This is a genomic window from Actinacidiphila oryziradicis (assembly GCF_005047355.1).
Taxonomy (GTDB): domain Bacteria; phylum Actinomycetota; class Actinomycetes; order Streptomycetales; family Streptomycetaceae; genus Actinacidiphila; species Actinacidiphila oryziradicis.
The window spans coordinates 223077-247744 of record NZ_SUMC01000004.1 but is presented as its reverse complement, the minus strand read 5'-3'; the positions used below and the strand labels follow the sequence as shown (position 1 = coordinate 247744).

General features: G+C 70.5%; 24 protein-coding genes and 1 pseudogene. 6 read left to right on the top strand and 19 right to left on the bottom strand.

All coding sequences use genetic code 11. The features are described from left to right. The 3 genes from FCI23_RS06765 to pyrR all read right to left on the bottom strand — a co-directional run bounded on the left by FCI23_RS06765 (position 1) and on the right by pyrR (position 3123). Positions 1-1287, bottom strand: coding sequence for a dihydroorotase (locus FCI23_RS06765; protein ID WP_136722520.1), 1287 nt, complete (start codon positions 1285-1287; stop codon positions 1-3). A gap of 199 nt (positions 1288-1486) precedes the next feature. Continuing rightward, positions 1487-2455, bottom strand: coding sequence for an aspartate carbamoyltransferase catalytic subunit (locus FCI23_RS06760; RefSeq protein ID WP_136722587.1), 969 nt, complete (start codon positions 2453-2455; stop codon positions 1487-1489). Between the two features lie 71 nt (positions 2456-2526). Continuing rightward, positions 2527-3123: a bifunctional pyr operon transcriptional regulator/uracil phosphoribosyltransferase PyrR gene (gene pyrR, locus FCI23_RS06755; protein ID WP_136722519.1), complete on the bottom strand. Its 597-nt coding sequence runs from the start codon at positions 3121-3123 to the stop codon at positions 2527-2529. A 239-nt stretch (positions 3124-3362) separates the two neighbouring features. Here pyrR and bldD point away from each other — a divergent pair, with 239 nt between their 5' ends. Next, positions 3363-3863 carry a transcriptional regulator BldD gene (gene bldD, locus FCI23_RS06750; RefSeq protein ID WP_136722518.1) on the top strand — a complete coding sequence of 167 codons (501 nt, stop codon included), beginning with the start codon at positions 3363-3365 and terminating at the stop codon, positions 3861-3863. A gap of 159 nt (positions 3864-4022) precedes the next feature. Here the strand turns inward: bldD and nusB are convergent, their stop codons facing one another. From nusB to rpsD, 14 genes are all read right to left on the bottom strand, one after another. Then, positions 4023-4451, bottom strand: a complete 429-nt coding sequence (nusB, locus tag FCI23_RS06745) for a transcription antitermination factor NusB (protein ID WP_136722517.1) — start codon at positions 4449-4451, stop codon at positions 4023-4025. Positions 4452-4453: 2 nt separating this feature from the next. Further along, positions 4454-5020 (bottom strand): elongation factor P, encoded by a 567-nt coding sequence (gene efp / locus FCI23_RS06740; RefSeq protein ID WP_136722516.1) that lies wholly within the window; start codon positions 5018-5020, stop codon positions 4454-4456. Positions 5021-5071: 51 nt separating this feature from the next. Next, positions 5072-6199 (bottom strand): M24 family metallopeptidase, encoded by a 1128-nt coding sequence (locus tag FCI23_RS06735; RefSeq protein WP_136722515.1) that lies wholly within the window; start codon positions 6197-6199, stop codon positions 5072-5074. 423 nt (positions 6200-6622) lie between these two features. Beyond that, a complete protein-coding gene (locus FCI23_RS06730; RefSeq protein WP_136722514.1) occupies positions 6623-7282 on the bottom strand; it encodes an AAA family ATPase in 660 nt (219 codons plus the stop codon). Positions 7283-7361: 79 nt separating this feature from the next. Then, complete coding sequence (gene aroB, locus FCI23_RS06725; protein WP_136722513.1) at positions 7362-8456, bottom strand: 3-dehydroquinate synthase; 1095 nt, start codon at positions 8454-8456, stop codon at positions 7362-7364. Next, positions 8453-8935, bottom strand: coding sequence for a shikimate kinase (locus FCI23_RS06720; RefSeq protein ID WP_136722586.1), 483 nt, complete (start codon positions 8933-8935; stop codon positions 8453-8455). The genes aroB and FCI23_RS06720 overlap by 4 nt, the downstream gene beginning before the upstream one ends. A gap of 35 nt (positions 8936-8970) precedes the next feature. Beyond that, on the bottom strand, positions 8971-10155 hold the full coding sequence (gene aroC, locus FCI23_RS06715; protein ID WP_136722512.1) for a chorismate synthase: 1185 nt from the start codon (positions 10153-10155) through the stop codon (positions 8971-8973). Positions 10156-10286: 131 nt separating this feature from the next. Continuing rightward, complete coding sequence (locus tag FCI23_RS06710) at positions 10287-11129, bottom strand: shikimate dehydrogenase (protein ID WP_136722511.1); 843 nt, start codon at positions 11127-11129, stop codon at positions 10287-10289. Next, positions 11126-12904: an endolytic transglycosylase MltG gene (gene mltG / locus FCI23_RS06705; protein ID WP_136722510.1), complete on the bottom strand. Its 1779-nt coding sequence runs from the start codon at positions 12902-12904 to the stop codon at positions 11126-11128. Before mltG ends, FCI23_RS06710 begins: the two co-directional genes overlap by 4 nt. A 126-nt stretch (positions 12905-13030) precedes the next feature. Then, a complete protein-coding gene (ruvX, locus tag FCI23_RS06695; RefSeq protein ID WP_136722509.1) occupies positions 13031-13495 on the bottom strand; it encodes a Holliday junction resolvase RuvX in 465 nt (154 codons plus the stop codon). 6 nt (positions 13496-13501) lie between these two features. Further along, the gene (gene alaS / locus FCI23_RS06690; protein ID WP_136722508.1) at positions 13502-16171 is read right to left on the bottom strand and encodes an alanine--tRNA ligase; all 2670 of its coding nucleotides are present in this window, start codon (positions 16169-16171) and stop codon (positions 13502-13504) included. Continuing rightward, a complete protein-coding gene (locus FCI23_RS06685; protein WP_136722507.1) occupies positions 16171-16479 on the bottom strand; it encodes a DUF6167 family protein in 309 nt (102 codons plus the stop codon). Before FCI23_RS06685 ends, alaS begins: the two co-directional genes overlap by 1 nt. 7 nt (positions 16480-16486) lie before the next feature. Continuing rightward, entirely contained in the window at positions 16487-16909 is a 423-nt protein-coding gene (locus tag FCI23_RS06680; RefSeq protein ID WP_136722506.1) for a DUF948 domain-containing protein, read from the bottom strand. Positions 16910-17116: 207 nt separating this feature from the next. Then, positions 17117-17731, bottom strand: a complete 615-nt coding sequence (rpsD, locus tag FCI23_RS06675) for a 30S ribosomal protein S4 (protein WP_136722505.1) — start codon at positions 17729-17731, stop codon at positions 17117-17119. Between the two features lie 128 nt (positions 17732-17859). On the opposite strand from rpsD, the pseudogene FCI23_RS06670 reads away from it, so the two are divergent. Beyond that, positions 17860-18548, top strand: a pseudogene (locus FCI23_RS06670) (DUF2470 domain-containing protein). A gap of 11 nt (positions 18549-18559) precedes the next feature. On the opposite strand, the gene FCI23_RS06665 reads toward FCI23_RS06670, so the two are convergent. Further along, positions 18560-19912: a replication-associated recombination protein A gene (locus FCI23_RS06665; RefSeq protein ID WP_136722504.1), complete on the bottom strand. Its 1353-nt coding sequence runs from the start codon at positions 19910-19912 to the stop codon at positions 18560-18562. A gap of 286 nt (positions 19913-20198) precedes the next feature. Next, complete coding sequence (locus FCI23_RS06660) at positions 20199-20843, bottom strand: vitamin K epoxide reductase family protein (RefSeq protein WP_136722503.1); 645 nt, start codon at positions 20841-20843, stop codon at positions 20199-20201. 160 nt (positions 20844-21003) lie between these two features. On the opposite strand from FCI23_RS06660, the gene FCI23_RS06655 reads away from it, so the two are divergent. The 4 genes from FCI23_RS06655 to FCI23_RS06640 are packed head-to-tail and all read left to right on the top strand — an operon-like array spanning position 21004 to position 24573. Further along, the gene (locus FCI23_RS06655) at positions 21004-21864 is read left to right on the top strand and encodes an ABC transporter ATP-binding protein (RefSeq protein ID WP_136722502.1); all 861 of its coding nucleotides are present in this window, start codon (positions 21004-21006) and stop codon (positions 21862-21864) included. After that, positions 21861-22712: an ABC transporter permease gene (locus tag FCI23_RS06650; protein WP_136722501.1), complete on the top strand. Its 852-nt coding sequence runs from the start codon at positions 21861-21863 to the stop codon at positions 22710-22712. Before FCI23_RS06655 ends, FCI23_RS06650 begins: the two co-directional genes overlap by 4 nt. Next, positions 22670-23956: a sensor histidine kinase gene (locus tag FCI23_RS06645; RefSeq protein ID WP_246143430.1), complete on the top strand. Its 1287-nt coding sequence runs from the start codon at positions 22670-22672 to the stop codon at positions 23954-23956. The genes FCI23_RS06650 and FCI23_RS06645 overlap by 43 nt, the downstream gene beginning before the upstream one ends. Then, positions 23953-24573, top strand: a complete 621-nt coding sequence (locus tag FCI23_RS06640) for a response regulator (RefSeq protein ID WP_136722499.1) — start codon at positions 23953-23955, stop codon at positions 24571-24573. Before FCI23_RS06645 ends, FCI23_RS06640 begins: the two co-directional genes overlap by 4 nt. Positions 24574-24668: the final 95 nt, after the last annotated feature.

Genomic DNA, 24668 nt, shown 5'->3' with positions numbered 1-24668 from the left:
TCACGTGAGCTTTCCGTCCAGGACCGTGGCCTTGCCCCGCAGGAAGGTGGCGTTCACCCGGCCCGGCAGCTCACGCCCCTCGTACGGGGTGTTGCGGCTGCGCGAGGCGAAGGCGGCGGGATTCACCACTCCACGGTATGCGGGATCGACCAGCGTGAGGTTGGCGGGCTCACCCGCTGAGACAGGACGGCCGTGTCCGGCGAGCCGGCCGATGACCGCCGGGCGCAGCGACATGCGGTCCGCGACTCCCGCCCAGTCGAGGAGGCCGGTGTCGACCATGGTGTGCTGGACGACCGACAGCGCGGTCTCCAGCCCGACCATGCCCATGGCGGCCGCTGCCCACTCGCAGTCCTTGTCCTCGCGCGGGTGCGGGGCGTGGTCGGTGGCCACGCAGTCGATCGTGCCGTCCGCCAGTGCCTCACGGAGCGCCATGACATCGGCCCCGGTGCGCAGCGGCGGATTGACCTTGTAGACCGGGTTGTACGTACGTACCAGCTCGTCGGTGAGAAGCAGGTGGTGCGGGGTGACCTCGGCGGTCACGTCCCAGCCCTTGGACTTGGCCCAGCGGACGATCTCGACCGAGCCCGCGGTGCTGAGGTGGCAGATGTGCACGCGGGAGCCGACGTGAGCGGCGAGCATCACATCGCGGGCGATGACCGACTCTTCTGCGACGGACGGCCAGCCGGTGAGACCCAGCTCGCCGGAGACGGCACCCTCGTTCATCTGGGCGCCCTCGGTGAGGCGTGGTTCTTGGGCGTGCTGGGCGACGACTCCGCCGAACGCCTTCACGTACTCCAGCGCGCGGCGCATGATCACGGCATCATCGACACATTTGCCGTCATCGGAGAAGACCCGCACGGCCGCCGCCGAGTCGGCCATGGCGCCGAGTTCGGCGAGCTTCTTGCCCTCCAGGCCGACAGTGACAGCGCCGACCGGCTGGACGTCGCAGTAGCCGTGCTCTTTGCCCAGCCGCCATACCTGCTCCACGACACCGGCGGTGTCGGCGACCGGGAAGGTGTTCGCCATGGCGTGCACGGCTGTGTAGCCACCGACGGCCGCGGCACGAGTACCGGTCAGGACGGTCTCGGAATCCTCGCGGCCGGGCTCGCGGAGGTGGGTGTGGAGGTCGACCAGGCCGGGCAGGAGGATCTGCCCCTCGGCCTCGACGACGGTGGCGTCGCCGGCCTCCAGGCCGCTGCCCACGGCGGCGATGGTCTCGCCGTCGATCAGCACATCCTGCGGCTCGCCGCCGAGCGGCTTCGCTCCCCGGATAAGGATCTTGCCCATCGATACTCCTTCCCAGGGCCCTGCCGGCTTCAGCCGGCAGGGGTGTGTGATCCCTGGCTTGATTGTGCGGAGTGCATCCACTTCGCTACGATCTGTGATGCTTCGTTGGGTGCCGGTCAGGGCTTGGCCGTCATGAGGTCGCCACGACGGCCGAGTGAGAAGCCCCCTCCCCGCGGCGGGGGAGATCCGGGTTCGCGGCTCAACGGCCCTCCTCCGGGCGGACGGCCGAAATGGCCGACTCGGAGCCGCCGAGCAGCAGATACAGCACGGACATCCGGATGCTGACGCCGTTGGCCACCTGCTCGACGACGGTGCAGCGGGGGGAGTCCGCGACCTCGGCGGTGATCTCCATGCCTCGGTTCATCGGGCCGGGGTGCATCACTATGGCGTGTTCGGGCATCGCCGCCATCCGGGTGCCGTCGAGGCCGTAGCGACGCGAGTACTCGCGCTCGGTGGGGAAGAAGGCGGCGTTCATGCGCTCGCTCTGCACCCGGAGCATCATCACGGCGTCGGACTTCGCGAGCACCCCGTCGAGGTCGTAGGACACCTCGCAGGGCCAGGTCTCGACGCCTACGGGCAGCAGGGTCGGCGGAGCGACCAGCGTGACCTGGGCCCCGAGCGTGCCCAGCAGGTGGACGTTGGAGCGGGCGACCCGGCTGTGCAGGACGTCGCCGACGATGGTGACGCGCCGCCCGGCCAGGTCCCGGCCGGGGCCGGACAGGTGGCGGCGCATGGTGAAGGCGTCGAGCAGCGCCTGGGTGGGGTGCTCGTGGGTGCCGTCACCGGCATTGACGACCGAGCCGCCGATCCAGCCGGAGGTGGCGAGGCGGTGCGGGGCGCCGGAGGAGTGGTGGCGGATGACGACGGCGTCGGCGCCCATGGCCTCCAGGGTGAGCGCGGTGTCCTTCAGCGATTCGCCCTTGGACACCGAGGAGCCCTTGGCGGAGAAGTTGATGACGTCGGCGGAGAGGCGCTTGGCGGCGGCCTCGAAGGAGATGCGGGTGCGGGTCGAGTCCTCGAAGAAGAGGTTGACGACGGTGCGGCCGCGCAGGGTGGGCAGCTTCTTGATGGGGCGGTCGGCGAGGCGGGCGAGTTCCTCGGCGGTATCCAGGACGAGCAGGGCGTCGTCGCGGGTGAGGTCGGCGGCCGAGATGAGGTGGCGCTTCATCGGGTTCACTCCGGTGGCGGTACGGGGGGCGGCGGAGGGCATAGAGGGGCCCTGGAGCGGGCCCTGGAGCGCTATTCGTCCGCCGGGGAGCCGTCGTGCTGCGCCGGGTCCTGCTGCCCGAGGAGCACGGTGTCGCGGCCGTCCTCCTCGGTGAGATGGACCTTGACGCTCTCGCGCAGCGACGTGGGGATGTTCTTGCCGACGTAGTCGGCCCGGATCGGCAGCTCGCGGTGGCCGCGGTCGACGAGCACCGCGAGCTGTACCGCCCGCGGGCGGCCGATGTCGCCCAGAGCGTCGAGGGCGGCGCGGATGGTGCGGCCGGAGAAGAGCACGTCGTCGACGAGGACGACGAGGCGGCCGTCGATGCCGTCACCCGGGATGTCGGTGCGGGCCAGCGCTCGCGCAGGACGGAGCCGCAGGTCATCGCGGTACATGGTGATGTCGAGGGAGCCGACTAGCACCTTGCGTCCGGTGATCTCGGCAAGCTTGTCGGCCAGCCGCCGGGCGAGGAAGACGCCACGGGTCGGGATGCCGAGCAGCACCACGTCGTCCGCGCCCTTGGCACGCTCGACGATCTCGTGGGCGATGCGGGTCAGGACCCGCGCGATGTCCGGGGCCTCCAGGACGGGGCGCGGTGGTGTCGGCGGAGCGATACGGTTTTCGGCCATTGGAAATGGACCTCCTTCCCCGCCTCACGGGACGGGCCTTAAAGGACGCCAGGGTTACGCTGCAACCGTAGCAGGCACGTCGGCAGGCCCTCGCACAGCCATCCACGGAGTACACATAACGTTCGAAATCGGGCGTTCCCTACCCTCCTGGAGGTCGGCGTGGACCATTCGGCTTGACGCAGTCGAATTACGCTGAGTAACCTCACAGTGAGTTACCGAGTTTCCGTCCGGGGAGCCTTATGTCCAGCGATTACGCCAAACAGCTCGGAGCCAAGCTCCGAGCCATCCGCACACAGCAGGGACTCTCCCTCCACGGCGTCGAGGAAAAGTCCCAGGGCCGCTGGAAGGCCGTGGTTGTCGGCTCTTACGAGCGCGGCGACCGTGCCGTGACCGTCCAGCGCCTCGCCGAGCTCGCCGAGTTCTACGGCGTCCCGGTGCAAGAGCTACTGCCCGGCTCCGCCCCCGGTGGTGCCGCCGAGCCGCCGCCGAAGCTGGTGCTCGACCTCGAGCGCCTCTCCCAGGTGCCGTCCGACAAGGCCGGCCCGCTGCAGCGGTACGCCGCCACCATCCAGAGCCAGCGTGGCGACTACAACGGCAAGGTGCTGTCAATCCGTCAGGACGATCTGCGTACCCTCGCTGTCATCTACGACCAGTCGCCGTCCGTCCTGACCGAACAGCTGATCGGCTGGGGCGTCCTCGACTCGGACGCACGACGCGCGGTACAGCACGAAGAGGGCTGACCCCTCGGCAGCGCAGAAACGTCCCGCCCCGGTGGGCTGTGCCCTTGAGGGTGCCGTCCACGGGGCGGGTTTTGCGTTTTGCGCTGCGCCGACGGCAGCGCGCGACGCGGGCCCGGAACGCATGGCGTTCCGGGCCCGGGGTGCTGCGACCGGCAGTGCTCAGTCGCGATGGAGCGTCGGCTTCAGGTCCTTCAAGCGGGCCAGCAGGCCGTTGACGAAGGCCGGGGACTCCGCGGTGGAGAACTCCTTGGCGAGCTGGACGGCCTCGTCGAGGACGACCGCGTCGGGGACGTCGTCCTCCCAGATCAGCTCGTAGGCGCCGAGCCGCAGCACATTGCGGTCGACGACCGGCATCCGGTCAAGCGTCCAGCCGACCGAGTAGGTGCTGAGGAGCTCGTCAATACGCGGCGCGTGGGCGGCGTATCCCTCGACGAGCCGCATGGTGTACTCGGTGACCGGCGGCTGCCGGTCATCGGTCCGGGCGAGCCGGATCCAGTCCGCCATGGCGGTCTTCGGGTCGACACCCCGCTGCTCCGCCTCGAAGAGGATCTGGAATGCGCGCTTACGGGCCTTGTTCCGGGCAGCCACGGTTAGCTGTTCACCCGGCCGAGGTACTCACCCGAGCGGGTGTCGACCTTGATCTTCTCACCGGTGGTGATGAAGAGCGGGACGCCGATCTCGTATCCGGTCTCCAGCTTCGCGGGCTTGCTGCCGCCGGTGGAGCGGTCACCCTGGACACCCGGCTCGGTGTACTCGATGACCAGCTCGACGGAGGCCGGGAGCTCGACGTAGAGCGGGGAACCCTCGTACATCGCCACTACGGCGTCGAAGCCCTCCAAGAGGAACCTGGCGTTGTCGCCGACGACCTCCGGGGTGATGTAGATCTGGTCGTAGGTCTCGGTGTCCATGAAGACGAAGGACTCACCGTCCTTGTAGGAGAACTGCATGCCCCGCTTGTCGACATTGGCCGTCTCGACCTTCACACCGGCGTTGAAGGTCTTGTCGACCACCTTGCCGGACAGGACGTTCTTGAGCTTGGTGCGCACGAATGCGGGGCCCTTGCCAGGCTTGACGTGCTGGAACTCGACTACGGACCAGAGCTGGCCCGAGTCGAGCTTGAGCACGAGGCCGTTCTTGAGGTCGTTCGTGGATGCCACGGTTGCGGAATCTCCTGGACTGCTGCTGCGGAGACCAAAGGTGCGCGCCCGCTACAGGGCGAGCAGCTCCTTGGTCGTGATGGTGAGTAGCTCGGGCCCGCCGTCCGCCGAAGGGCGTACGACGAGTGTGTCGCCGATCCGGACACCGCCTCGGTCCGGGAGGTGGACCCCCGGTTCGACGGTGACCGGGACGCAAGCGTCCAGTTTACCCATGGCAGCTGGTGACAGCCGAGGGTCCTCGCCGATTTCAAGCCCGACGCCGTATCCGGTGGCCTCCCCCGCCGCGTCCCCGTGCCCGGTGGACGCCAGTACCCGGCGGGTCGCCAGGTCCACATCACGGCAGGCCACACCGGGTGCGAGCGCCTCCCGCCCGGCCCGCTGGGCGGCGAATACCAGGTCGTACAGCTCGATCTGCCAATCCGCCGGAGAAGTCCCGATGACGAAGGTCCGGGCCACCTCGCAGCGGTATCCGCGATAGCACGCGCCAAGGCTGACGGTCAGGAGGTCGCCCTCCTCCACCCGGCGGTCGGTGGGAACATGGCGCGCGGCGCCGGAGTGCGGGCCGGTGCCGACATGGGTGGGGAAGGCGGGGCCGTCCGCGCCGTGGTCGACGAGGCGGCGCTCCAGCTCCAGGGCGAGGTGCCGTTCGGTGCGGCCGACGAGGATCGACTCCAGCAGCTCGCCCAGGGCCTGGTCGGCGATCTCGGCGGCGATCCGCAGGGCTGCGATCTCCTGGCCGTCCTTGACCAGCCGCAGCTGCTCCACGGCGCCGCCGAGGTCGCTCAGCCGCAATCCGGGCGCGATGGAGCCTATTGCCCGGTGCCGGGCCACCGTCAGGTGGTGCTCCTCGACCGCGAGGCAGGCGCCCGCCGGCCCGGTGGCTGCCAGCTCGGCGGCTGCCAGCTCAGCGGCTGCCACCGCTGGGTCGCCGTCCGGCGACGGCAGGACGACCGCGCGTACGTCCTCGGGCTGCCGGCCCTCGGCCGGTTCCTCGGAGGGGCTGCGGCGGTGCACCAGCGCGTCCAGCGGACCGGGGCCGATGAGCAACACCGAGCCGGCCGGCGCGCAGCCGGTCAGATAGCGGACATTGGCGGGCCGGGAGACCAGTACCGCTGCGGCTCCGGCCACGGAGCAACGATCGCGCAGTCGGTCCCTGCGGGCGGCGTGCACCTCGGACATGTGGCGAGCGTACGCGTGGCTCGCGCGGCTCGCCTCTTGGCGCGGTACTCTCTCGCCCTCTGCCGGGGTTGGCGGGTTACGCCCCCGCCGGGGGGGGGGGTGGGGCCCCCCCCCCCCTTTTGGGGGGGGGGCGGCCCCCCAACCCCGGCAGACGGGGCGGAACCCGCACACCAGCAGGGGGAACCCTGCCGTGCCGGTCTGGCCGGACAAACCCAGCCCGTCCGGCGCTTGTGGGGGCACCTCCCAGCGGTGGCTGGGGGAGGCTCGACAACCCCGGCAGAGGAGGCGGGACCGTGCTGGCCCAGCAGGGCAAACCCAGCCCGTCCGGCGTTTGAGGACAGAGCGGCAACCACCGCAGAGGGGGCGGAACCCGCGCACCCGCAGCCGGGACAATCTGCCGCGCCGGACCGGCCGGACAAACGCCTACCACGCGCGGGCGACGACTTCCTCGAGCGCGGCCGCGGCTCCGGCGACGTCGAGCGCGGAGTTGTCGATGATGGGCAGCCCGGAGCCGTACCAGCCGGCCATGCGGCCGTGGATGCGGGCGACCTCGTCGTCGGAGAGGCGGCGGTTGCCAGAGCGCTGGGCGTTGCGGGCGAGGACGACGTCGAGGCCGGGGAGGAGGACGACGGGCAGCAGGCCGGGGCCTACATGGCGTTTCCAGCCGCCGAGGCCGACGACCGGGCGGTCGGGGAAGACGGCGTCGTCGATGATGCAGGAGATACCGTTGGCGAGGAAGTTCCGGGCGGAGAAGCCGCAAGTGCGGCGGGCGAGGCGGTATTGGGCCTCGGAGTTCTCGTTCCAGCCGGACTGGGGGTCCGCGAAGCCGGAGCGGACCCATTCACGGACGTCGTCGAGGCTGATGTGAGCGGTGGGGACACCGCGGGTGTCGGCCCAGTGGCGGGCGATGGTGGTCTTGCCGGCACCCGCGGCGCCGATCAGTAGCACGGCGATGGGCACGACTGAACCGTTCGGCGCGGGCCGGTGGGCCGGGGCGGCGGCCGGCATCGGGAAGGCCCCGGTGGCGCCGGCGGACGGCCCGTCGTGCGGCGGCGGCGGGAACGGCGCCCCCACATGCTGCATCGGCCAACTCCGTCTCAGGAGATCTGTTTCGTGACCGAACGGTACCGTTCCCGCCTGCGGTTGTGCGAACCCCGGGTTGTTACTTGGAGACCTCGGCATAGGCCGCGACCAGCACCGCGGGGTCCGGGCTCTCCAGGACGGTGGGTTTGGCGAGGCCGTCCAGGACGATGAAGCGCAGCCGGTCGCCGCGGGATTTCTTGTCGACCCTCATATTGTCCAGAAGCTTGGGCCACTGATCGCCGCGGTAGCTGAGCGGCAGTCCGACGGACTCCAGGACGGCGCGGTGCCGGTCGGCGGTGGCGTCGTCCAGCCGCCCTGCGAGGCGGCCGAGTTCGGCGGCGAAGACCAGGCCGACGGAGACGGCGGCGCCGTGCCGCCAGCTGTAACGCTCGTTCTTCTCGATGGCGTGGGCGAGGGTGTGGCCGTAGTTGAGGAACTCGCGTTGGCCGGATTCCTTGAGGTCTGCGGAGACGACCTCGGCCTTGACCCGGATGGCGCGTTCGATGAGCTCGGCGGTGTGCGGTCCGGCCGGGGTGCGGGCGGTGACGGGGTCGGCCTCGATCAGGTCGAGGATCACCGGGTCGGAGATGAACCCGGCCTTGATGATCTCGGCGAGGCCGCTGATGAAGTCGTTGACCGGGAGGGAGTCCAGCGCGGCGAGGTCGCAGAGGACTCCGGCGGGCGGGTGGAACGCGCCGACGAGGTTCTTGCCTTCGGCGGTGTTGATGCCGGTCTTGCCGCCGACTGCGGCGTCCACCATGCCGAGCACGGTGGTCGGTACGGCGATCCAGCGCACCCCGCGCAGCCAGGTCGCGGCGACGAAGCCGGCGAGGTCGGTGGTGGCACCGCCGCCGACGCCGACGATCACATCGGTGCGGGTGAAGTTGGTCTGGCCGAGCGCCTTCCAGCAGTACGCCGCGACCTCGACGGTCTTGGCCTCCTCGGCATTGGGCAGCTGGATGGCGATCGCCTCGTAGCCCTGGGCCGCCAGGTCCTCGCGCAGCGCCTCGCCGGTGGTGGCCAGCGCTTCCGGGTGCAGTACGGCGACGCGCTTGGCGGCGGTGCCGATCAGGCCGGCCAGCTCGCCGAGGAGCTGGTGGCCGACGAGCACCTCGTACGGTGCGGTGCCCGCGGAGCCGCCTACGTGGATACGGGTGGGGGCGGGGGTGGTCATACGGTCTTCAGCTCCAGTGCGTCCATAACGGCGTCCGCGACGTCCTCCGGGGTGCGGCCTTCGGTGCTGACGACCGCTCGGGCGACCTCGGTGTAGAGCGGGCGGCGGGCCTCCATCAGCTCGCGCCACTTCTGCCGGGGGTTCACGGCGAGCAGCGGGCGCGCGGTGTCCAGCCCGACGCGCTTGACCGCCTCGCGCAGGCCCATGTCCAGGAAGACCACCGGCACCCCGGCCAGCAGCCTACGGGTGGCGGGGTCGAGGATCGCGCCGCCGCCCAGCGCCAGGACACCGGGGTGGCCGGCGAGGGCGGTGCGCACGGCGGCGGATTCCAGGGCGCGGAAGTGCTCCTCGCCGTCCTCCACGAAGATGTCCGCGATCGGTCTTCCCTGGGCCGCGACGATATCGGCGTCGGTGTCCCGGCAGAACACACCCAGCCGCTCGGCGATCAGCTCGCCGACGGTGGTCTTGCCCACGCCCATCGGACCGACCAGCACGACCACTGGTCCCGTCCCGCTCACCGGATGACCAGGTTGTCGAGGTAGCCGGTGACATTGCGGCGGGTCTCGGCCACGCTGTCGCCGCCGAACTTCTCCGCGACCGCGTCCGCCAGGACCAGGGCGACCATCGCCTCGGCGACGATCCCGGCGGCCGGCACCGCGCAGACGTCGGAGCGCTGGTGGTGGGCCTGGGCGGCCTCGCCAGTGGTGACGTCGATGGTGGCCAGAGCGCGCGGCACCGTCGCGATCGGCTTCATCGCGGCCCGCACCCGCAGCAGCTCACCGGTGGTCAGTCCGCCCTCGGTGCCACCGGAGCGGCCCGATGTGCGGCGGATGCCGTCCGCTGTCGGGACGATCTCGTCGTGGGCCTTGGAGCCGGGCACCCGGGCCAGCCCGAAGCCGTCGCCGACCTCCACGCCCTTGATGGCCTGGATGCCCATGAGCGCCGCAGCGAGGCGGGCGTCCAGCCGGCGGTCCCAGTGCACATGGCTGCCCAGGCCGACGGGCACACCGTAGGCGAGGACCTCCACGACACCGCCCAGGGTGTCGCCGTCCTTGTGGGCCTGGTCGATCTCGGCGACCATCGCCTTGCCGGCGTCGGCGTCCAGGCAGCGCACCGGGTCGGCGTCGAGCTTCGTCTCGTCCCCGGGCACCGGCACGACACCGTACGGAGCCTTCACCCCCGCCAGCTCGACGACATGGCTGACGATCTCGATGCCCGTCGTCTCCTTGAGGTACGAACGGGCCACCGTGCCCAGTGCGACCCGCGCGGCGGTCTCCCGGGCACTGGCGCGCTCCAGGATCGGCCGGGCCTCGTCGAAACCGTACTTCTGCATGCCGGCCAGATCCGCGTGGCCGGGGCGCGGGCGGGTCAGCGGGGCGTTGCGCGCCAGATTGGCCAGGATCTCCGGGTCCACCGGGTCGGCCGCCATGACCTGTTCCCACTTGGGCCACTCGGTGTTGCCCACCATGACCGCCACCGGGGAGCCCAGGGTCAGACCGTGCCGTACGCCGCCGAGGAAGGTGACCTCGTCACGCTCGAACTTCATCCGGGCACCGCGGCCATAGCCGAGCCGCCGCCGCGCCAGCGCGTCCGCCACCATGTCCGTGGTGACCGGCACACCGGAGGGCAGTCCCTCCAGCGTCGCGACGAGTGCGGGGCCATGCGACTCCCCCGCGGTCAGCCAGCGCAACCTGCTCAACGGTGCTCCTCTTGCTCGCGCCTACGACTCCTTCAGCGCGGCCGGGTGCGCGGCCCTGGCCCGCCAACCCCGATCCTCCCACGTCCGGCGGCTGTGCCCCGCCGCCGGTCCAGAGAATGGACGGGATTGTGTCAGGTCGTACGGGCCGAGAGCGCGGCCTCGCCCGCCGCCCGTATGGCGGCCAGCGGGACCGGGGACCGGCCGGTCATCTGCTCGACCTGGAGCACCGCCTGGTGCACCAGGAGGTCCAGGCCGCCGAGGACGGCGCCACCGCGCGCCGCCCAGGCGGCGGCGAGCGGCGTCGGCCAGGGGTCGTAGAGAACGTCGAAGAGCGCGCCCGGGCGGTCGGGGACGGCGGCGTCGAGGACGTCGGTGGCGCCCGCCGGGGTGGTGGCGATCACCAGCGGCGCGGTGAGGGCCAGCGCGGCGTCCGCCCAGTCCTCGATGCGTACGGCGACGCCGAGGCGCTCGCCCCACTGCCGCATCTCGGCGGCGCGGGCGGGGGTTCGGACGTAGACGGTCACCTCCCCCGTGCAGATCTGGGCGAGGGCGGCGAGCGCGGAGGAGGCGGTGGCACCGGCGCCGAGGACCGCGGCGGATTCGACCTGCCGTACATCGCGCTCACGGAGAGCGGCGGCCATGCCGGGGATATCGGTGTTGTCGCCGACGCAGCGGCCGTCATGGGTGAAGACGACCGTGTTGACGGCCTCGACGGAGGCCGCGGTGTCGCTGATGGCGTCGAGCAGCGGGATCACGGCCCGCTTGAGGGGCATCGTGAGGGACAGCCCGGCCCAGATGTCCTGCCCGGATCCGATCTCCTTCAGGAAGCCGGGCAGCGTGGCCTCGTCGACCTCGAAGCGGTCGTAGGACCAGCCGCTCAGGCCGAGTTCGGCATAGGCGGCGCGGTGCAGCACTGGGGAGAGGGAGTGTTCGATGGGCGAGCCGAGGACCGCCGCCCGGTGTCGATGGGTCACTGACCGTTCTTCTTCTTCTGGGCTGCGTTGAACTCCTGGACGAGCTTGTCGTGCTCGGCCAGCGTATTGGCGAACTGCGTCGTCTTGCCGTCCACGGAGACGAAGTAGTACCAGCCGCCCTGTTCCGGGTCCAGCGCGCCGTTGAGGGCCGCGGCCCCCGGATTGCCGATGGGACCGGGCGGGAGCCCCTTGTAGAAGTATGTGTTGTACGGGTCGTTGTAATTGCGGATCTCGGCGAGCGAGATATTGATCTTGCTCTGGTTCTTCAGGTAGTTGAACGTCGAGTCGAACTCGAGCTTGCCGTTGGTCTCGGTATTGGTCGGCTTCAGACGGTTGTAGACGACGCGGGCCATCTTGCGGAAGTCGCTGTCGGTCTTGCCCTCCGCCTGCACCAGGCTGGCGACGGTGATCACCTGGAGCGGCGAGCCCAGGCCGAGCTGCTTCGCCTCGGCCTTGAGATCGGTCTTCGCGTACTCGTTGCTGGCCTGGGTGACCATCTGCCGCAGCAGGTCAGCCGGCTTGGTCTTCGCGCCAACGCTGTATCGGGTCGGGTAGAGGAAGCCCTCCAGCGGATCCTTGATCTTGGCGTTGTCGTTCGCCCAGCTCGGCAGGCCCAGACTCTTGGCCTGGGCCTTGGCGATGCTCTTGGTGGTCCCGGCAGCCAGCTTCAGCTTGGTGTCGATCGCCGCGTAGATCTGGGAATCGCGCATGCCCTCGGCGACGATCAGGAAGCTCTGCGCCTTGGGATTGAGCATCATCGAGACGGCGGCGGCCCCCGACATCTCCTTGCGCAGGATGTAGATGCCGGGCTGGATGGTGCGTCCCTTGGGGTTCTTCTCGGCCGCGTCGGTGAACGCCGTGACGCTCTTGACCACGCCCGCCTTCTTGAGGATGTTGCCCATGGCCACGCCCGAGGATCCGGCGGGGACCTCGATCTGGACGTCGCCCTTGCCGCTGCCGGAGAAGTCCGGCGCCGGGCCGAAATGGTTCTGGTAGAACGTGTAGCCGTAGTAGCCCACGCCGGCGACACCGCCGCCGAGGACGACAACTACCATCAGGCAGGCCATTCCGCTACGTCGTTTCTTGCCGCCGCCGTCCTTGCCCTTTCCACCGCGTTTCTTGCCTGCCCGGCGGCCGGCGGGCGCGTCATCCTCGTCCTCGTCGTCCTGGCCGCCGGAGAAGAAGGCGTGCTCGGTGTCGTCGGGAAGCAGCTCGGCGTCCGCGTCCCAGTCCGAGGGGGCCTGCTGTGTGTCGGTCAGCGGCTCCTGCCGCTGCTGCTGCGGAGGGGGCTGCTGCTGTGTCTGGTGGGCCTGCTGCTCCTCGTACGGCGGCGGCTGGGGAGGGGGGTAGCCGCCCTGGCCGTAGAAGTCGGGCTGCTGCTGGCCGCCGTAGGGATCGGCGTACGGATCGCCCTGGCCGGTGCCATAGGTGGCGGTGTCCCACTGCTGGTACTGCGGCTGGGCGTACTGCTCCGGCGCGTACTGCTGCTGGTACTGCGGCTGCTGCTGGTACTGCGGCTGCCCGTTGGCGTAGGGCTCGTGCCAGCCGCCGTGCTGCTGCTGATATTGCTGCTGCTCGTTCTGCTGGTGCTGCTGCTGCGTCTGGTTCTGCTGGTGGTGCTGCTGCTGGTGCTGGGTCTGGTTCTGCTGGTACTGCTGCTGCTGGTGCTGGGTCTGGTTCTGCTGGTACTGCTGCTGGTCGCCCCACTGGTCTCCGAAGAGTGGGTCCTCGGGGTGCCACTGTTCGGAACCGGAGTCCCGGCCATAGTCAGTCATCGCGGTCCCTTAAACCTTGCGAGGCGGCAGCTGGCTTGCGCTTGTGGCGCGGCCATGGGGCCCGCCCCGTCGGCACGGCGCCCCCTGTGGAGCCGCTGTGCCGCGCGGAACGTTACCGTACCGCGATCAGATAAACGGTTCGACGCTCTCGCCGGGAGCTTTACCCGACACCCGTTCGGCTTCCAGAGCGCTCTGCAGGATCACGACCGCAGCCGCCTGGTCGACCACCGCCCGGCCCTTCTTGGCCTTGACGCCCGAGGCTCGTAGCCCGTGGGTGGCGGTGACCGTGGTCATCCGCTCGTCGACGAGCCGGACCGGGACCGGTGAAATGATCTTCGCCACATCCTGGGCGAAGGCCCGGACCTTGGCCGCCGCCGGCCCTTCGCTCCCGCTCAGGGACCGCGGGAGGCCGATGACGACCTCGATCGGTTCGTACTCCCCGACAATCGCGGAGAGCCGGCGCAGCGCCGCCGGCACATCCCGCCCCGGCACGGTCTCGACCGGGGTGGCGAGGACCCCGTCGGGGTCGCAACTGGCGACCCCGATCCTTGCATCCCCGACGTCGACGGCGATCCGGCGGCCCCTGCGCATCTGCCGTCAGGCCTTCTCGGCGACGAGCCGCTGGACCGCGGCGACGGCCTCGTCCACGGCGGAGGGGTTCTGGCCACCGCCCTGGGCGAGGTCGTCCTTGCCGCCACCGCCGCCACCGAGCGTCTTGGCAGCGGTGCGGACCAGCTCACCTGCCTTGATGCCGCGCTCGCGGGCCGGTTCATTGGTGGCGATGACGGTCAGCGGACGGCCGCCGCTGACGGTGAACAGGGCCACGACGGCCGGACGGCCGCCCGTGACACGCTGGCGGACGTCGAGGACGAGCCTGCGCAGGTCGTCGGCGCCGGTGCCCTGGGGGACGGTACCGGTGACCAGCGCGACGCCCTTGACGTCCTCGGCGCCGGCGGCGAGCCCTGCGGCGGCCTGCAGGACCTTCTCGGCGCGGAAGCGCTCGATCTCCTTCTCGGCGTCCTTGAGCTTGGCGAGCACGCCGGAGATCTTCTCCGGCAGCTCCTCGGGACGGCCCTTCACCAGATCGGTGAGCTGGGAGACGATGGTGTGCTCGCGGGCGAGGAAGTTGTACGCGTCCACGCCGACCAGTGCCTCGACACGGCGCACCCCGGAGCCGATCGAGGACTCGCCGAGCAGCTTGACCAGGCCGAGCTGGGCGGTGTTGCCGACGTGGGTGCCGCCGCACAGCTCCTTGGAGTAATCGCCGATGGTGACGACGCGGACCTGCTCGCCGTACTTCTCGCCGAACTCGGCGATGGCGCCCTGCTTCTTGGCCTCGGCGATGGGCAGGACCTCGGCCGTTACGTCGAGCTCACGGGTGAGCACCTCGTTGATCTTCTGCTCGACGTCGGTGAGCACTGTGCCGGGGACGGCGGTCGGCGAGCCGAAGTCGAAGCGGAAGCGGCCCGGGGAGTTCTCCGAGCCGGCCTGGGCGGCGGTCGGACCCAGGGCGTCGCGCAGCGCCTGATGGGTGAGGTGGGTGGCGCTGTGGGCGCGGGCGATGGCCCGGCGGCGGACCAGATCGATCTGGGCCAGCGCGACGGCACCGATGGTGACCTCGCCGACCTGGACGACACCCTTGTGCACGCTGACTCCGGGCACCGGCTGCTGGACGTCGCGAACCTCGATGACGGCGCCGGTGTCGATCCGGATCCGGCCGGTGTCGGCGAGCTGGCCGCCACCCTCGGCGTAGAACGGGGTGCGGTCGAGGATGACCTCGACGTCGTCGCCCTCGCTGGCGGCCGGAGCCGGCACACCGTCGACGAGCAGGCCGACGACGGTGGCCTCGCCCTCGTTGTGGGTGTAGCCGGTGAAGACGGTGGTGCCCGCCGAGTCGGCGACGGCCCGGTACGCGGAGAGGTCGACGTGGCCGCTCTTCTTCACCATGGCGTCGGCCTTGGCACGGTCGCGCTGCTGCTTCATCAGACGGCGGAAGCCGTCCTCGTCCACGGACAGGCCCTGCTCGCCGGCCATTTCCAGGGTGAGGTCGATCGGGAAGCCCCAGGTGTCGTGGAGCAGGAACGCCTTGTCGCCGGAGAGCACCTGGCCGCCGGATGCCTTGGTCTCGGTAACGGCGGTATCGAGGATGTTGGTGCCGGCCTTCAGTGTCTTGAGGAAGGCGGCCTCCTCGGCGAGGGCGACGGTCTCGATGCGCTTGCGGTCCTCGAGAAGCTCCGGGTACTGCTGGCCCATCGTCTTGATGACGACATCCACGAGGTCGCCGACGACCTGCTGGGTGGCGCCCAGGAGCCGCATGTTGCGGATGGCGCGGCGCATGATGCGGCGCAGCACATAGCCGCGGCCCTCATTGCCGGGGGTGACGCCGTCGCCGATCAGCATCACCGACGTCCGTACGTGGTCTGCGACGACGCGCAGCGAGACGTCGGACTCATGGGCGGCGCCGTAGGCGACTCCGGTGAGCTCGGTGGCCTTGTCGATGACGACGCGCAGGGTGTCGGTCTCGTACATGTTCTGCACGCCCTGCAGGATCATGGCGAGGCGTTCGAGACCGAGGCCGGTGTCGATGTTCTGGGCGGGCAGGTCGCCGAGGATCGGGAAATCCTCCTTGCCGGCGCCCTCACCGCGCTCGTACTGCATGAAGACCAGGTTCCAGATCTCCACATAGCGCTCGTCGTTGACGGCCGGGCCGCCCTCGACGCCGAACTCCGGGCCGCGGTCGTAGTTGATCTCCGAGCACGGTCCGCAGGGGCCGGGGACGCCCATCGACCAGTAGTTGTCCTTCATGCCCAGGCGCTGGATGCGCTCGGCGGGGACACCCACGACCTCGCGCCAGATCCGGTCGGCTTCGTCGTCGTCCTTGTAGACGGTGATCCAGAGCCGCTCCGGGTCCAGGCCGAAGCCGCCGTCCGCCACGGAGCTGGTGAGCAGCTCCCAGGCGTACTTGACGGCGCCTTCCTTGAAGTAGTCGCCGAAGGAGAAGTTGCCGCACATCTGGAAGAAAGTGCCGTGCCGGGTGGTCTTGCCGACCTCTTCGATGTCGGGGGTGCGAACGCACTTCTGCACGCTGGTGGCACGCGGGAAGGGCGGCTTGACCTCACCGAGGAAGTACGGCTTGAAAGGCACCATTCCGGCGGGGACGAGCAGCAGGGTGGGGTCGTCGGCGATGAGGGACGCCGACGGCACGACGGTGTGCCCGCGCTCCTCGAAGAAGCGCAGCCAGCGGCGGCGGATTTCTGCCGACTCCATCAGTGATCGTCCTTCCGGTTGTGCGTGTCGCGTGCGATCCCCTTGCGACGCGGCGCGGGGAGTTCGGGATGTTCCGCCTCGGGGGCGGCGAGGCCCAGTGCGTCATTGAGCTGTGCTTCACGCACGGCCATGCCGGTCCGGACGTCGGACGCGAAGAGCTTGAGCCGGGCACCGGCTTCGACCGCCTTGTCGGCGGCGCCCGCGGCGAGGCTGTCGGGGGTCAGGCGGCGCATCGCGCGGTTGACCTTGGTGGTGGCCCAGACGCCGGCGGCGGCGCCGGTGACGAACCAGAACAGGCGGCGGAACATCTGCGTGTCAGCCCTTCGATCCTCGGCGGCGCCGGCCCGGCAGCGCCTTGCCGACGAGCACGGTGCGGGTCTTCGTACGGTCGCCGGCCTGGAGGTTCACCGCGCGGCGTACGCCGAAGCCGAAGGCGGCGACCTTCACCAGCGGGCCGCCGAAGGTGGCGGCGACGGTCGAGGAGAGCGCGGAGGCGTTGGCGGTGACCTCCTGCACATCGGCGGTGATCGTGTCGACCCGCGCGAGCTGCGCGTGCGCGGACCGGAGCGCCGTCGAGGCCTCGCCGAGCAGCGGTACGGCCTGCTCGGTGACGTCCGCCACGAGCTTTGTGGCCTGCCGGAGTGCCTGGGCGAGCCGTACCAGGACCACGGCCAGGAAGGACACCAGGATCGCCCAGAAGACGGCCACGATGAGGCTGGCTACCTCTCCACCGGACACGTTGCGCTGCGCTCCTCGATTGCCGGGAAAACCAGATACCGACCTTATCGCGGTTGGCCTCGCGCTCCCTACCGCATTAACCGGGGGTGCTGTGCGGGCGGTCTCGTCCGAACCCGGCGAGCGCCGGGTTGAACATGCGACAGCCCGTCGTCCCGCTGCCGCGAGGGGCGGGGGGACGACGGGCTGGAACCCTCCGGCGGAGCCGGATCAGCGGGCGTAGTACTCGACGACGAGCTGCTCGTCGCAGATCACCGGGACCTCGCGGCGGTTCGGCAGGCGGTCCAGGCGGAAAGCCAGCGCCTGGAGGTTGACCTGCAGGTACTTCGGGGTCTCGCCCTCGCCGGCCCAGCCACCCTCACGGGCGACCTGGAACGGGGTCTTCGCACGGGAGCGCTCGCGGACCTGGACGACATCGTCCGGGCGGACCACGAAGGACGGCTTGTCGACCTTGCGGCCGTTGACCTCGATGTGACCGTGGACCACCTGCTGGCGGGCCTGGTAGATCGTGCGGGCCAGGCCGGCCCGCAGGACGAGCGCGTCCAGACGGCGCTCAAGCTCGATGATCAGCGCTTCGCCGGTCTTGCCTTCGACCTTCCGAGCGCGGTCGTAGGCCCGGGCCATCTGCCGCTCGGAGATGTCGTACTGCGCACGGAGGCGCTGCTTCTCCAGCAGACGGACCTTGTAGTCACTGTTCTGCTTGCGGCCACGGCCATGCTCACCCGGCGGGTAGGGGCGAGCCTCGAAGTACTTCACAGCCTTCGGGGTGAGCGCGATACCGAGCGCTCGGGACTTCTTGACCTTGGGACGCGACTGGTTAGGCACGTTCTCCAGACCTCCATTGTGGGTTAGGTTAGGCTTACCTTATCGGAGGAGATCGCATATTCCGTCCCGGGAACCCCATGCCCAGTAGGCACGGTCAGCCGCGTCCCGAAGCAGACGAAACGGCCCGGTTGCCATCGGCAGCCGAGCACGCACGAACCCTCGTGCAGGGTAACGCGTCCGGCGTACTGGTCATCCCAGAGCTGGACCGCGTGGACCTACAGCACATGGTACCCGCTGAACGGAGCGTGACCGCCGACGGAGATGTGCTGCTGCTCTTCTTTCCCTCCGCTTCCCCGGCCGCCCGTGCGGCGCGCCACACCGAGGGTGACGGTGACGTCGTGACCCAGCCCCCGTCGTGGTGCCGCGCCGGATCCGCGGCCGCGCCTGGCTCGAGGGCTGGGTCACCACGTCACTGGGACCGCACGGCCCCCGGCTGGGCCCAGCTGCGGCTGGAGGTCCGCGAGGGCTCGGTGGACGACCTGTGAGGCGCCGAGCCCATCGAGCCCGAGGACTTCACGGCCGCCTTCCCCGACCCGCTCGCCGCGCACGAGGCCGAACTGCTCCAGCACCTGGCCGCCGCCCACGGAAACGAGGTGGGGTGCTTCCGCGCCCTCACCGACGGGCGCGGTCCCGGGGCCGGACAGGCCCTGAGCGCCGTGCCCCTGGCGCTGGACCGGTTCCGGCTGCGGGTGCGGTTCAGCGGCGACGGCGGGATGTTCGACGCCCGCTTCGAATTCCCCGAGCCGGCCACCAGGAACTGCACCGGGTCATGCATGCGCTCTTCACCCTCGCGCACGAGGCGGCGGCCAGGGAGTGAAGAGTGACCGGCTACTGCTCCCCCGCCAGCCGCCCACGGACACGGTCCAGCACGTCGGCATAGCGGGCCTCCGCGCCATGGCGGGTGGGCTCGTAGTACCGGGTGCCGTGAATCGCGTCCGGCGCATACTGCTGGGCGGCGATGCCACCCGGCACATCATGCGGATACACATACCCCTGGGCATGCCCCAGCTTGGCGGCGCCCTTGTAGTGCCCGTCCCGCAGATGCGGCGGCACCGGCCCGGCCTTGCCCGCCCGTACGTCGGCGAGCGCGGCCCCTATCGCGGTCGTCACGGCGTTGGACTTGGGGGCCAGGGCGAGGGCGATGGTGGCATGGCTGAGGGTGAGCGAGGCCTCGGGGAAGCCGATGAGCGCGACCGCCTGGGCTGCCGCCACGGCGGTGGGCAACGCGGTCGGGTCGGCCAGACCGATGTCCTCGCTGGCGGAGATCATCAGCCGCCGCGCGATGAAGCGCGGGTCCTCGCCGGCCTCGATCATGCGGGCGAGGTAGTGCAGCGCGGCATCCACGTCCGAGCCGCGGATGGACTTGATCAGGGCACTCGCCACGTCGTAGTGCTGGTCGCCGTCCCGGTCGTACCTGACCGCGGCCCGGTTGACGGCGTCCTCCAGAGTGGCGAGGGTGATCTCCTCCTCGCCCTTCGCTATGGCCGACCCCGCACCCGCCTCCAGCGCGGTGAGGGCACGCCGCGCGTCCCCGCCGGCGATCCGCAGCAGATGTGCCTCGCTGTCCTCCGGGAGCCGCACGGCGCCATTCAGCCCGCGCTCCTCGGTGAGCGCCCGGCGCAGCAGTGCGCGCAGGTCCTCGTCGGTGAGGGGCTCGAGGGTGAGCAGCAGGGAGCGGGAGAGCAGCGGGGAGATGATCGAGAAGTACGGATTCTCGGTGGTGGCCGCGATCAGGGTGACCCAGCGGTTCTCCACGGCGGGCAGCAGGGAATCCTGCTGGGCCTTGCTGAAGCGGTGGATCTCGTCGAGGAAGAGCACCGTGTCACGCTGATAGCCGCCGGACTGCCGCTTGGCGCTCTCGATGACCGCGCGGACCTCCTTGACGCCCGCGGTGATCGCCGAGAGCTCGACGAACCGCTTCTCGGTCGCCTGGCTGACCACATACGCCAGCGTCGTCTTTCCGATACCGGGCGGGCCCCACAGGATCACCGAGGACGCCCCGGCGGGCCCGCCGCCGCCCTCGCCGACCAGCCGGCGCAGTGGTGATCCGGGCTTGAGGAGATGACGCTGGCCCACCACCTCGTCCAGGGTGCGCGGACGCATCCGGACAGCCAGGGGGCTGCTGCCCGGCTCGCGGATCTGGCGCTCTTCGGCGGCGGCGGTGAACAGGTCGGGTTCCACAGCAGTGAGCCTATGCCACGGCACCGACACCGCCGTTGCGCGCGCTGCGGCACGGTACCCGGCACCGGCCGGTTGAGACCGCCGGACCACGCCGTGGTGGCTGCTCGGCATCGCGGCGGGATGTGTCCGGCGCTCCAGACCGGCTGCGCCACACGTCTGCGGCAACCCGTCGGCCAGGCAGCAGTCCCGGGGCACCCGACCCGCCGGACGGAGTCCGGCGCAGCGTGCACCACGGCGCTGCCTGTGAGGCCCCCAGGGCCGAGCAGTGCGAGCCCGGCATGAAAAATCAGAGCAGCGTGCTCCAGTACGACCACCAGCGGGTCAGGATGAGCGTCGCGATGATCCCGTACCAGAGCACCGGCACCACCCAGTGGAACTCCAGGATCAGGTCCCGGGCCCGCTCGGGCACGGGGATGACGCCGTGCTTGATGTTGTGAACCCCCGTGTACCAGAAGAGGGCGATGGTGATGACCCACGCCAGTGAGCACCACAGGCACAGGGAACCGATGCTGTACAGCGACTGGTACTGCAGCCAGGTCACGAAGCCGACGCCGAAGAGGGTGCCGCCCTGCAGCCCGAGCCAGAACCAGCGCCGGTAGCGGGCGCCGGCCAGGATCCCCGCGCCGACGCAGATGACCACGGGGTAGGCGACCATGCCGATCATCGGGTTCGGGAACCCGAAGACGTGCGACTGCGCGCTCTTCATGATGTTGCCGCAGGAGATGATCGGGTTCAGGCTGCAGCCCGGGACGAAATTGGGGTCCTCCAGCAGCTTGAACTTGTCGATCACGATGACCCATGAGGCGAGCAGCCCCAGGGCGCCGCACACCACGAGCAGCCAGCTGAACGCCCGCCCGGCACCGATACCCTCCTGGGGTTGGGGCTGCTCGTCGCCACCGGTGCGGGTCTCGTCCAGAGCTGATGTCGTCATGTCGCCGTTCCCGTAGGTCCCGTAAATCCTCTGCTGTCCTGCCAACGCTAGCGCCCTGCGGGAGGTGCCGGGTGTCATCCTGCCGTGTCCACCGTTCGACGGACAACACCCCGTCCTCCCGGTCGTTCCGTTCCGCCGCCGGCGACCGGAGCATTGAGGCATGACACAACACGCGGTACGAGTCCGGGGGCTTCGCAAGCGGTACGGCGATGTCACCGCGGTCGACGGTCTGGATCTGGACATCGAGCAGGGCGAGGTGTTCGGCATCCTTGGGCCCAACGGGGCCGGCAAGAGCACAACGGTGGAGATCCTCCAGGGACACCGCACCCGCGACGGGGGCGAGGTCTCCGTACTGGGCGAGGACCCCGGCAGCGGCAGCCGGGACTGGCAGGCGCGGGTCGGCATCGTATGGCAGGACGAGTCCGCCCCCGCGGAGCTGACGGTCGCCGAGACGGTCCGGCACTTCGCCCGGTACTACCCGCGGCCACGCGACCCGGAGGAGACCATCGCGCTGGTCGGGCTGCAGGAGAAGGCGGACAGCCGTACCAAGGCGCTGTCCGGAGGACAGCGCCGACGGCTGGACGTGGCGCTCGGGGTGATCGGCGCCCCGGAACTGCTGCTCCTGGACGAGCCGACGACCGGCTTCGACCCGGTGGCCCGGCGGCAGTTCTGGGAGCTGATCCGGCGCCTTGCCGAGGAGGGCACCACCATCGTCCTCACCACCCACTACCTGGACGAGGCCGAGGCGCTCGCCGACCGCCTCGCGGTGATCGCCTCGGGCAGGGTCGTCGCCCAGGGCGCCCCCGGCACGCTCGGCGGCCGTGCCCAGGCCCGGGCCACTGTGCGCTGGACGGAGCCCGACGGCACGCCTCGCACCGAGGACACCGACACCCCCACCCGGACGGTGGCCGAACTGGCCCGCCGCATCGACGGCGAGATCCCGGAGCTGCGGGTCACCCGGCCCACTCTCGAGGACATGTATCTGCGACTCATCGGAGAGGCACAGGAGGACGCTCGATGACAACCACCGCGACGACCGCACGGACCGGCTCCGCCGCCACTGCCCCACGGCTGCCGGGGGCCTGGAACCTCGGGCTGGTCCGGGGGGCGCTGGAGATCAGGCAGTTCTTCCGCCAGCGCGACCAGGTGGTCTTCACTTTCGCCTTCCCTGTGGTGTTCCTGGCGCTCTTCGCCTCGATCTTCCACGACGACGTCCAGGGCGCGGGCATCAGCGCCTCGCAGCTCTATGTGGCGGCGATGATCGGCGCCGGCCTGATGTCGGTGAGCTTCCAGTCGCTCGGCATCTCCATCGCCATCGAACGGGACGAGAAGGTGCTGCGCCGGCTGCGCGGCACCCCGATGCCGCCGGCCGCGTACTTCCTCGGCAAGCTGTGGCTCGTTCTGGTCACCGGCATCGCCGAGACCGCCGTCCTGCTGGCCGCCGGCGCGACCCTCTTCGGCCTCGATCTGCCCACCAGCCCCACGAAGTGGCTGACTTTCGGCTGGATCTTCACCCTGGGGCTGACCGGCTGCGCGCTGCTGGGGATCGCGATCAGCAGCCTCCCCCGTACGGGGAAAAGCGCCACCTCGGTGGTCGTACTGCCCTTCCTGGTCCTGCAGTTCGTGTCAGGCGTCTACATAGCGATCGGCACCGTCCCCAACTGGCTGCTCGACGTCGGCGCGCTCTTCCCGTTGAAGTGGATGTGCCAGGGTTTCCGCGGGGTGTTCCTGCCCGAGCGGGCGGCCGTGCTCGAACAGGCCGGATCATGGGAGTACGGAAAGACCGCGCTGGTGCTGGCGGCCTGGTGCGTCGGAGGATTGGTGCTGTGCCTGATGACCTTCCGGTGGAAGAACCGGAGCGACGGCTGAGCGGGGACGGCGTGCGGGTCGGCGCACCGGCCCGCGACGGCCACGTCTGGGAGCGCTCCTTCCGCCTCTGGGACGCCTACTTCGCGGTGACGTACGCGGCCACCCTGGTCTTCGTGCTCGGGGCCTCTGTGCCCGGGCTGGGGATCCGGGTGGCCGCGGCAGTGCTGTTCACCGCGCAAGTGCCCTGGTACGTATGGGTCGGGCGCCCCCTGCTGCGGACCGGGGGCGAGGACGAGCGGCGGGCCTTGGTCTACATCGACGTGGCCCTGCTGCTCTTCCTGCCGTCGGCCTTCATGGTGGGCGAGACCAGGCTCGCCGCCTTCGTGCTCGTCCCGCAGTGCTTCATGGTGCTGGGGTTGCGGCGGGCGCTGCTAGGCGTCGTAGTGATCAACCTCGTGCCGGTGGTGGGCTGGGCACTGCTGTGGCGTCCCGCGAGCGACGTGCTGTTCTTCAACTCCGTCTTCGCCGTGGTCACGCTGGTCTTCTCCGGCGTGTTCGGCACCTGGATCAGCCGCATCATGGACCAGAGCTCCGAACGGGCCACGCTGATCGCCGAGTTGGACGCCAGCCGGGAGGAGGTCACCCGGCTCTCCGCCGAACGCGGCGCCCTCGCCGAGCGGGAACGGCTCTCCCGTGAGATACACGACACCCTCGCGCAGGGCTTCACCAGCCTGCTCATGCTCGTGCAGGCCGTCGAGTCCGAGCTCGGACACGACCCCGCGCAGGCCCTCCGCCATCTCCGGCTCATGGACCGTACCGCCCGCGAGAATCTCGCCGAGGCCCGCGCCCTCGTCACCGACGGCACCCCCGCCGGCCTTGACGGCAGCTCCCTCCCGGACGCCTTACGGCGCCTGGCGGCCCGGCACGCGGAACAGACCGGAACCCCGGCCGCCGTCGAGGTGACGGGCGCCGCCCGCGGCCTGCCCGCCGCCGTGGAAGTGGTCGCGCTCCGCACCTGCCAGGAGGCCCTGGCCAACGCCAGACGGCACGCGGGACCGGACGCCTGCGTCACCGTCGCGCTGGATTACGCCGCCGAGACCCTGCACCTGTCCGTCCGCGACCGGGGCCGCGGCTTCCCCCTTCATGCCACCTCCGGCGGCTACGGTCTCGCCGGGATCCGCTCCCGCGCCGCGGAGATCGGCGGTGCCGCCGAGATCCGCAGTGCCCCCGGCCGCGGCACGGAAGTCACGGTGACCCTGCCGGTCGGCCCGTCCCTGTCCCTGCCCCCGAGGAGCGACGCGTGATCCGGATCCTGCTCGCCGACGACCATCCGGTCGTACGGGAAGGCCTGCGCGGCATGCTCAGCACCGAGCCGGACCTGGAAGTTGTCGGCGAGGCCGCCAGCGGCCCCCGGGCCGAGGCCCTCAGCGCCGCCCTCCTGCCCGACATCGTGCTCATGGACCTGCGGATGCCGGACGGCGGCGGCGTCGAGTCGATCGCCCGCATGACCGCCGCCGGGCTGCCCTGCCGGGTGGTCGTGCTCACGACGTACGAAACCGACAGCGATATCCTGCGCGCCGTCGAAGCCGGCGCCGCGGGCTACCTCCTGAAGGACCTCGCCCGCGCCGAACTCGCCGACGCCATCCGGGCCGCCGCCCGCGGCGAGACCGTCCTCGCGCCCTCGGTCGCGGCCCGCCTGGTGGACCAACTGCGCACCCGCCCCGAGCGGCCCCGGCTCTCGGAGCGCGAGACCGCGGTACTGCGGCTGGTCGCCGAGGGCTGTACGAACGCCGAGATCGGGCGCCGGCTCTTCATCGGCGAGTCGACGGTCAAAACGCATCTGCTGCGTGCCTTCGGCAAGCTGGGCGTCGCCGACCGGACGGCGGCGGTGACCAGCGCGATGCGCTACGGCCTGCTGTAAGAAACCGGCGCTCCGCACCCCGCCGCGCCGCCCCCTCTCGACATCGCGGCGGCACATCGGCCCCAGGCCCGCAGACCTTCCGGGTCCTTCGCCCC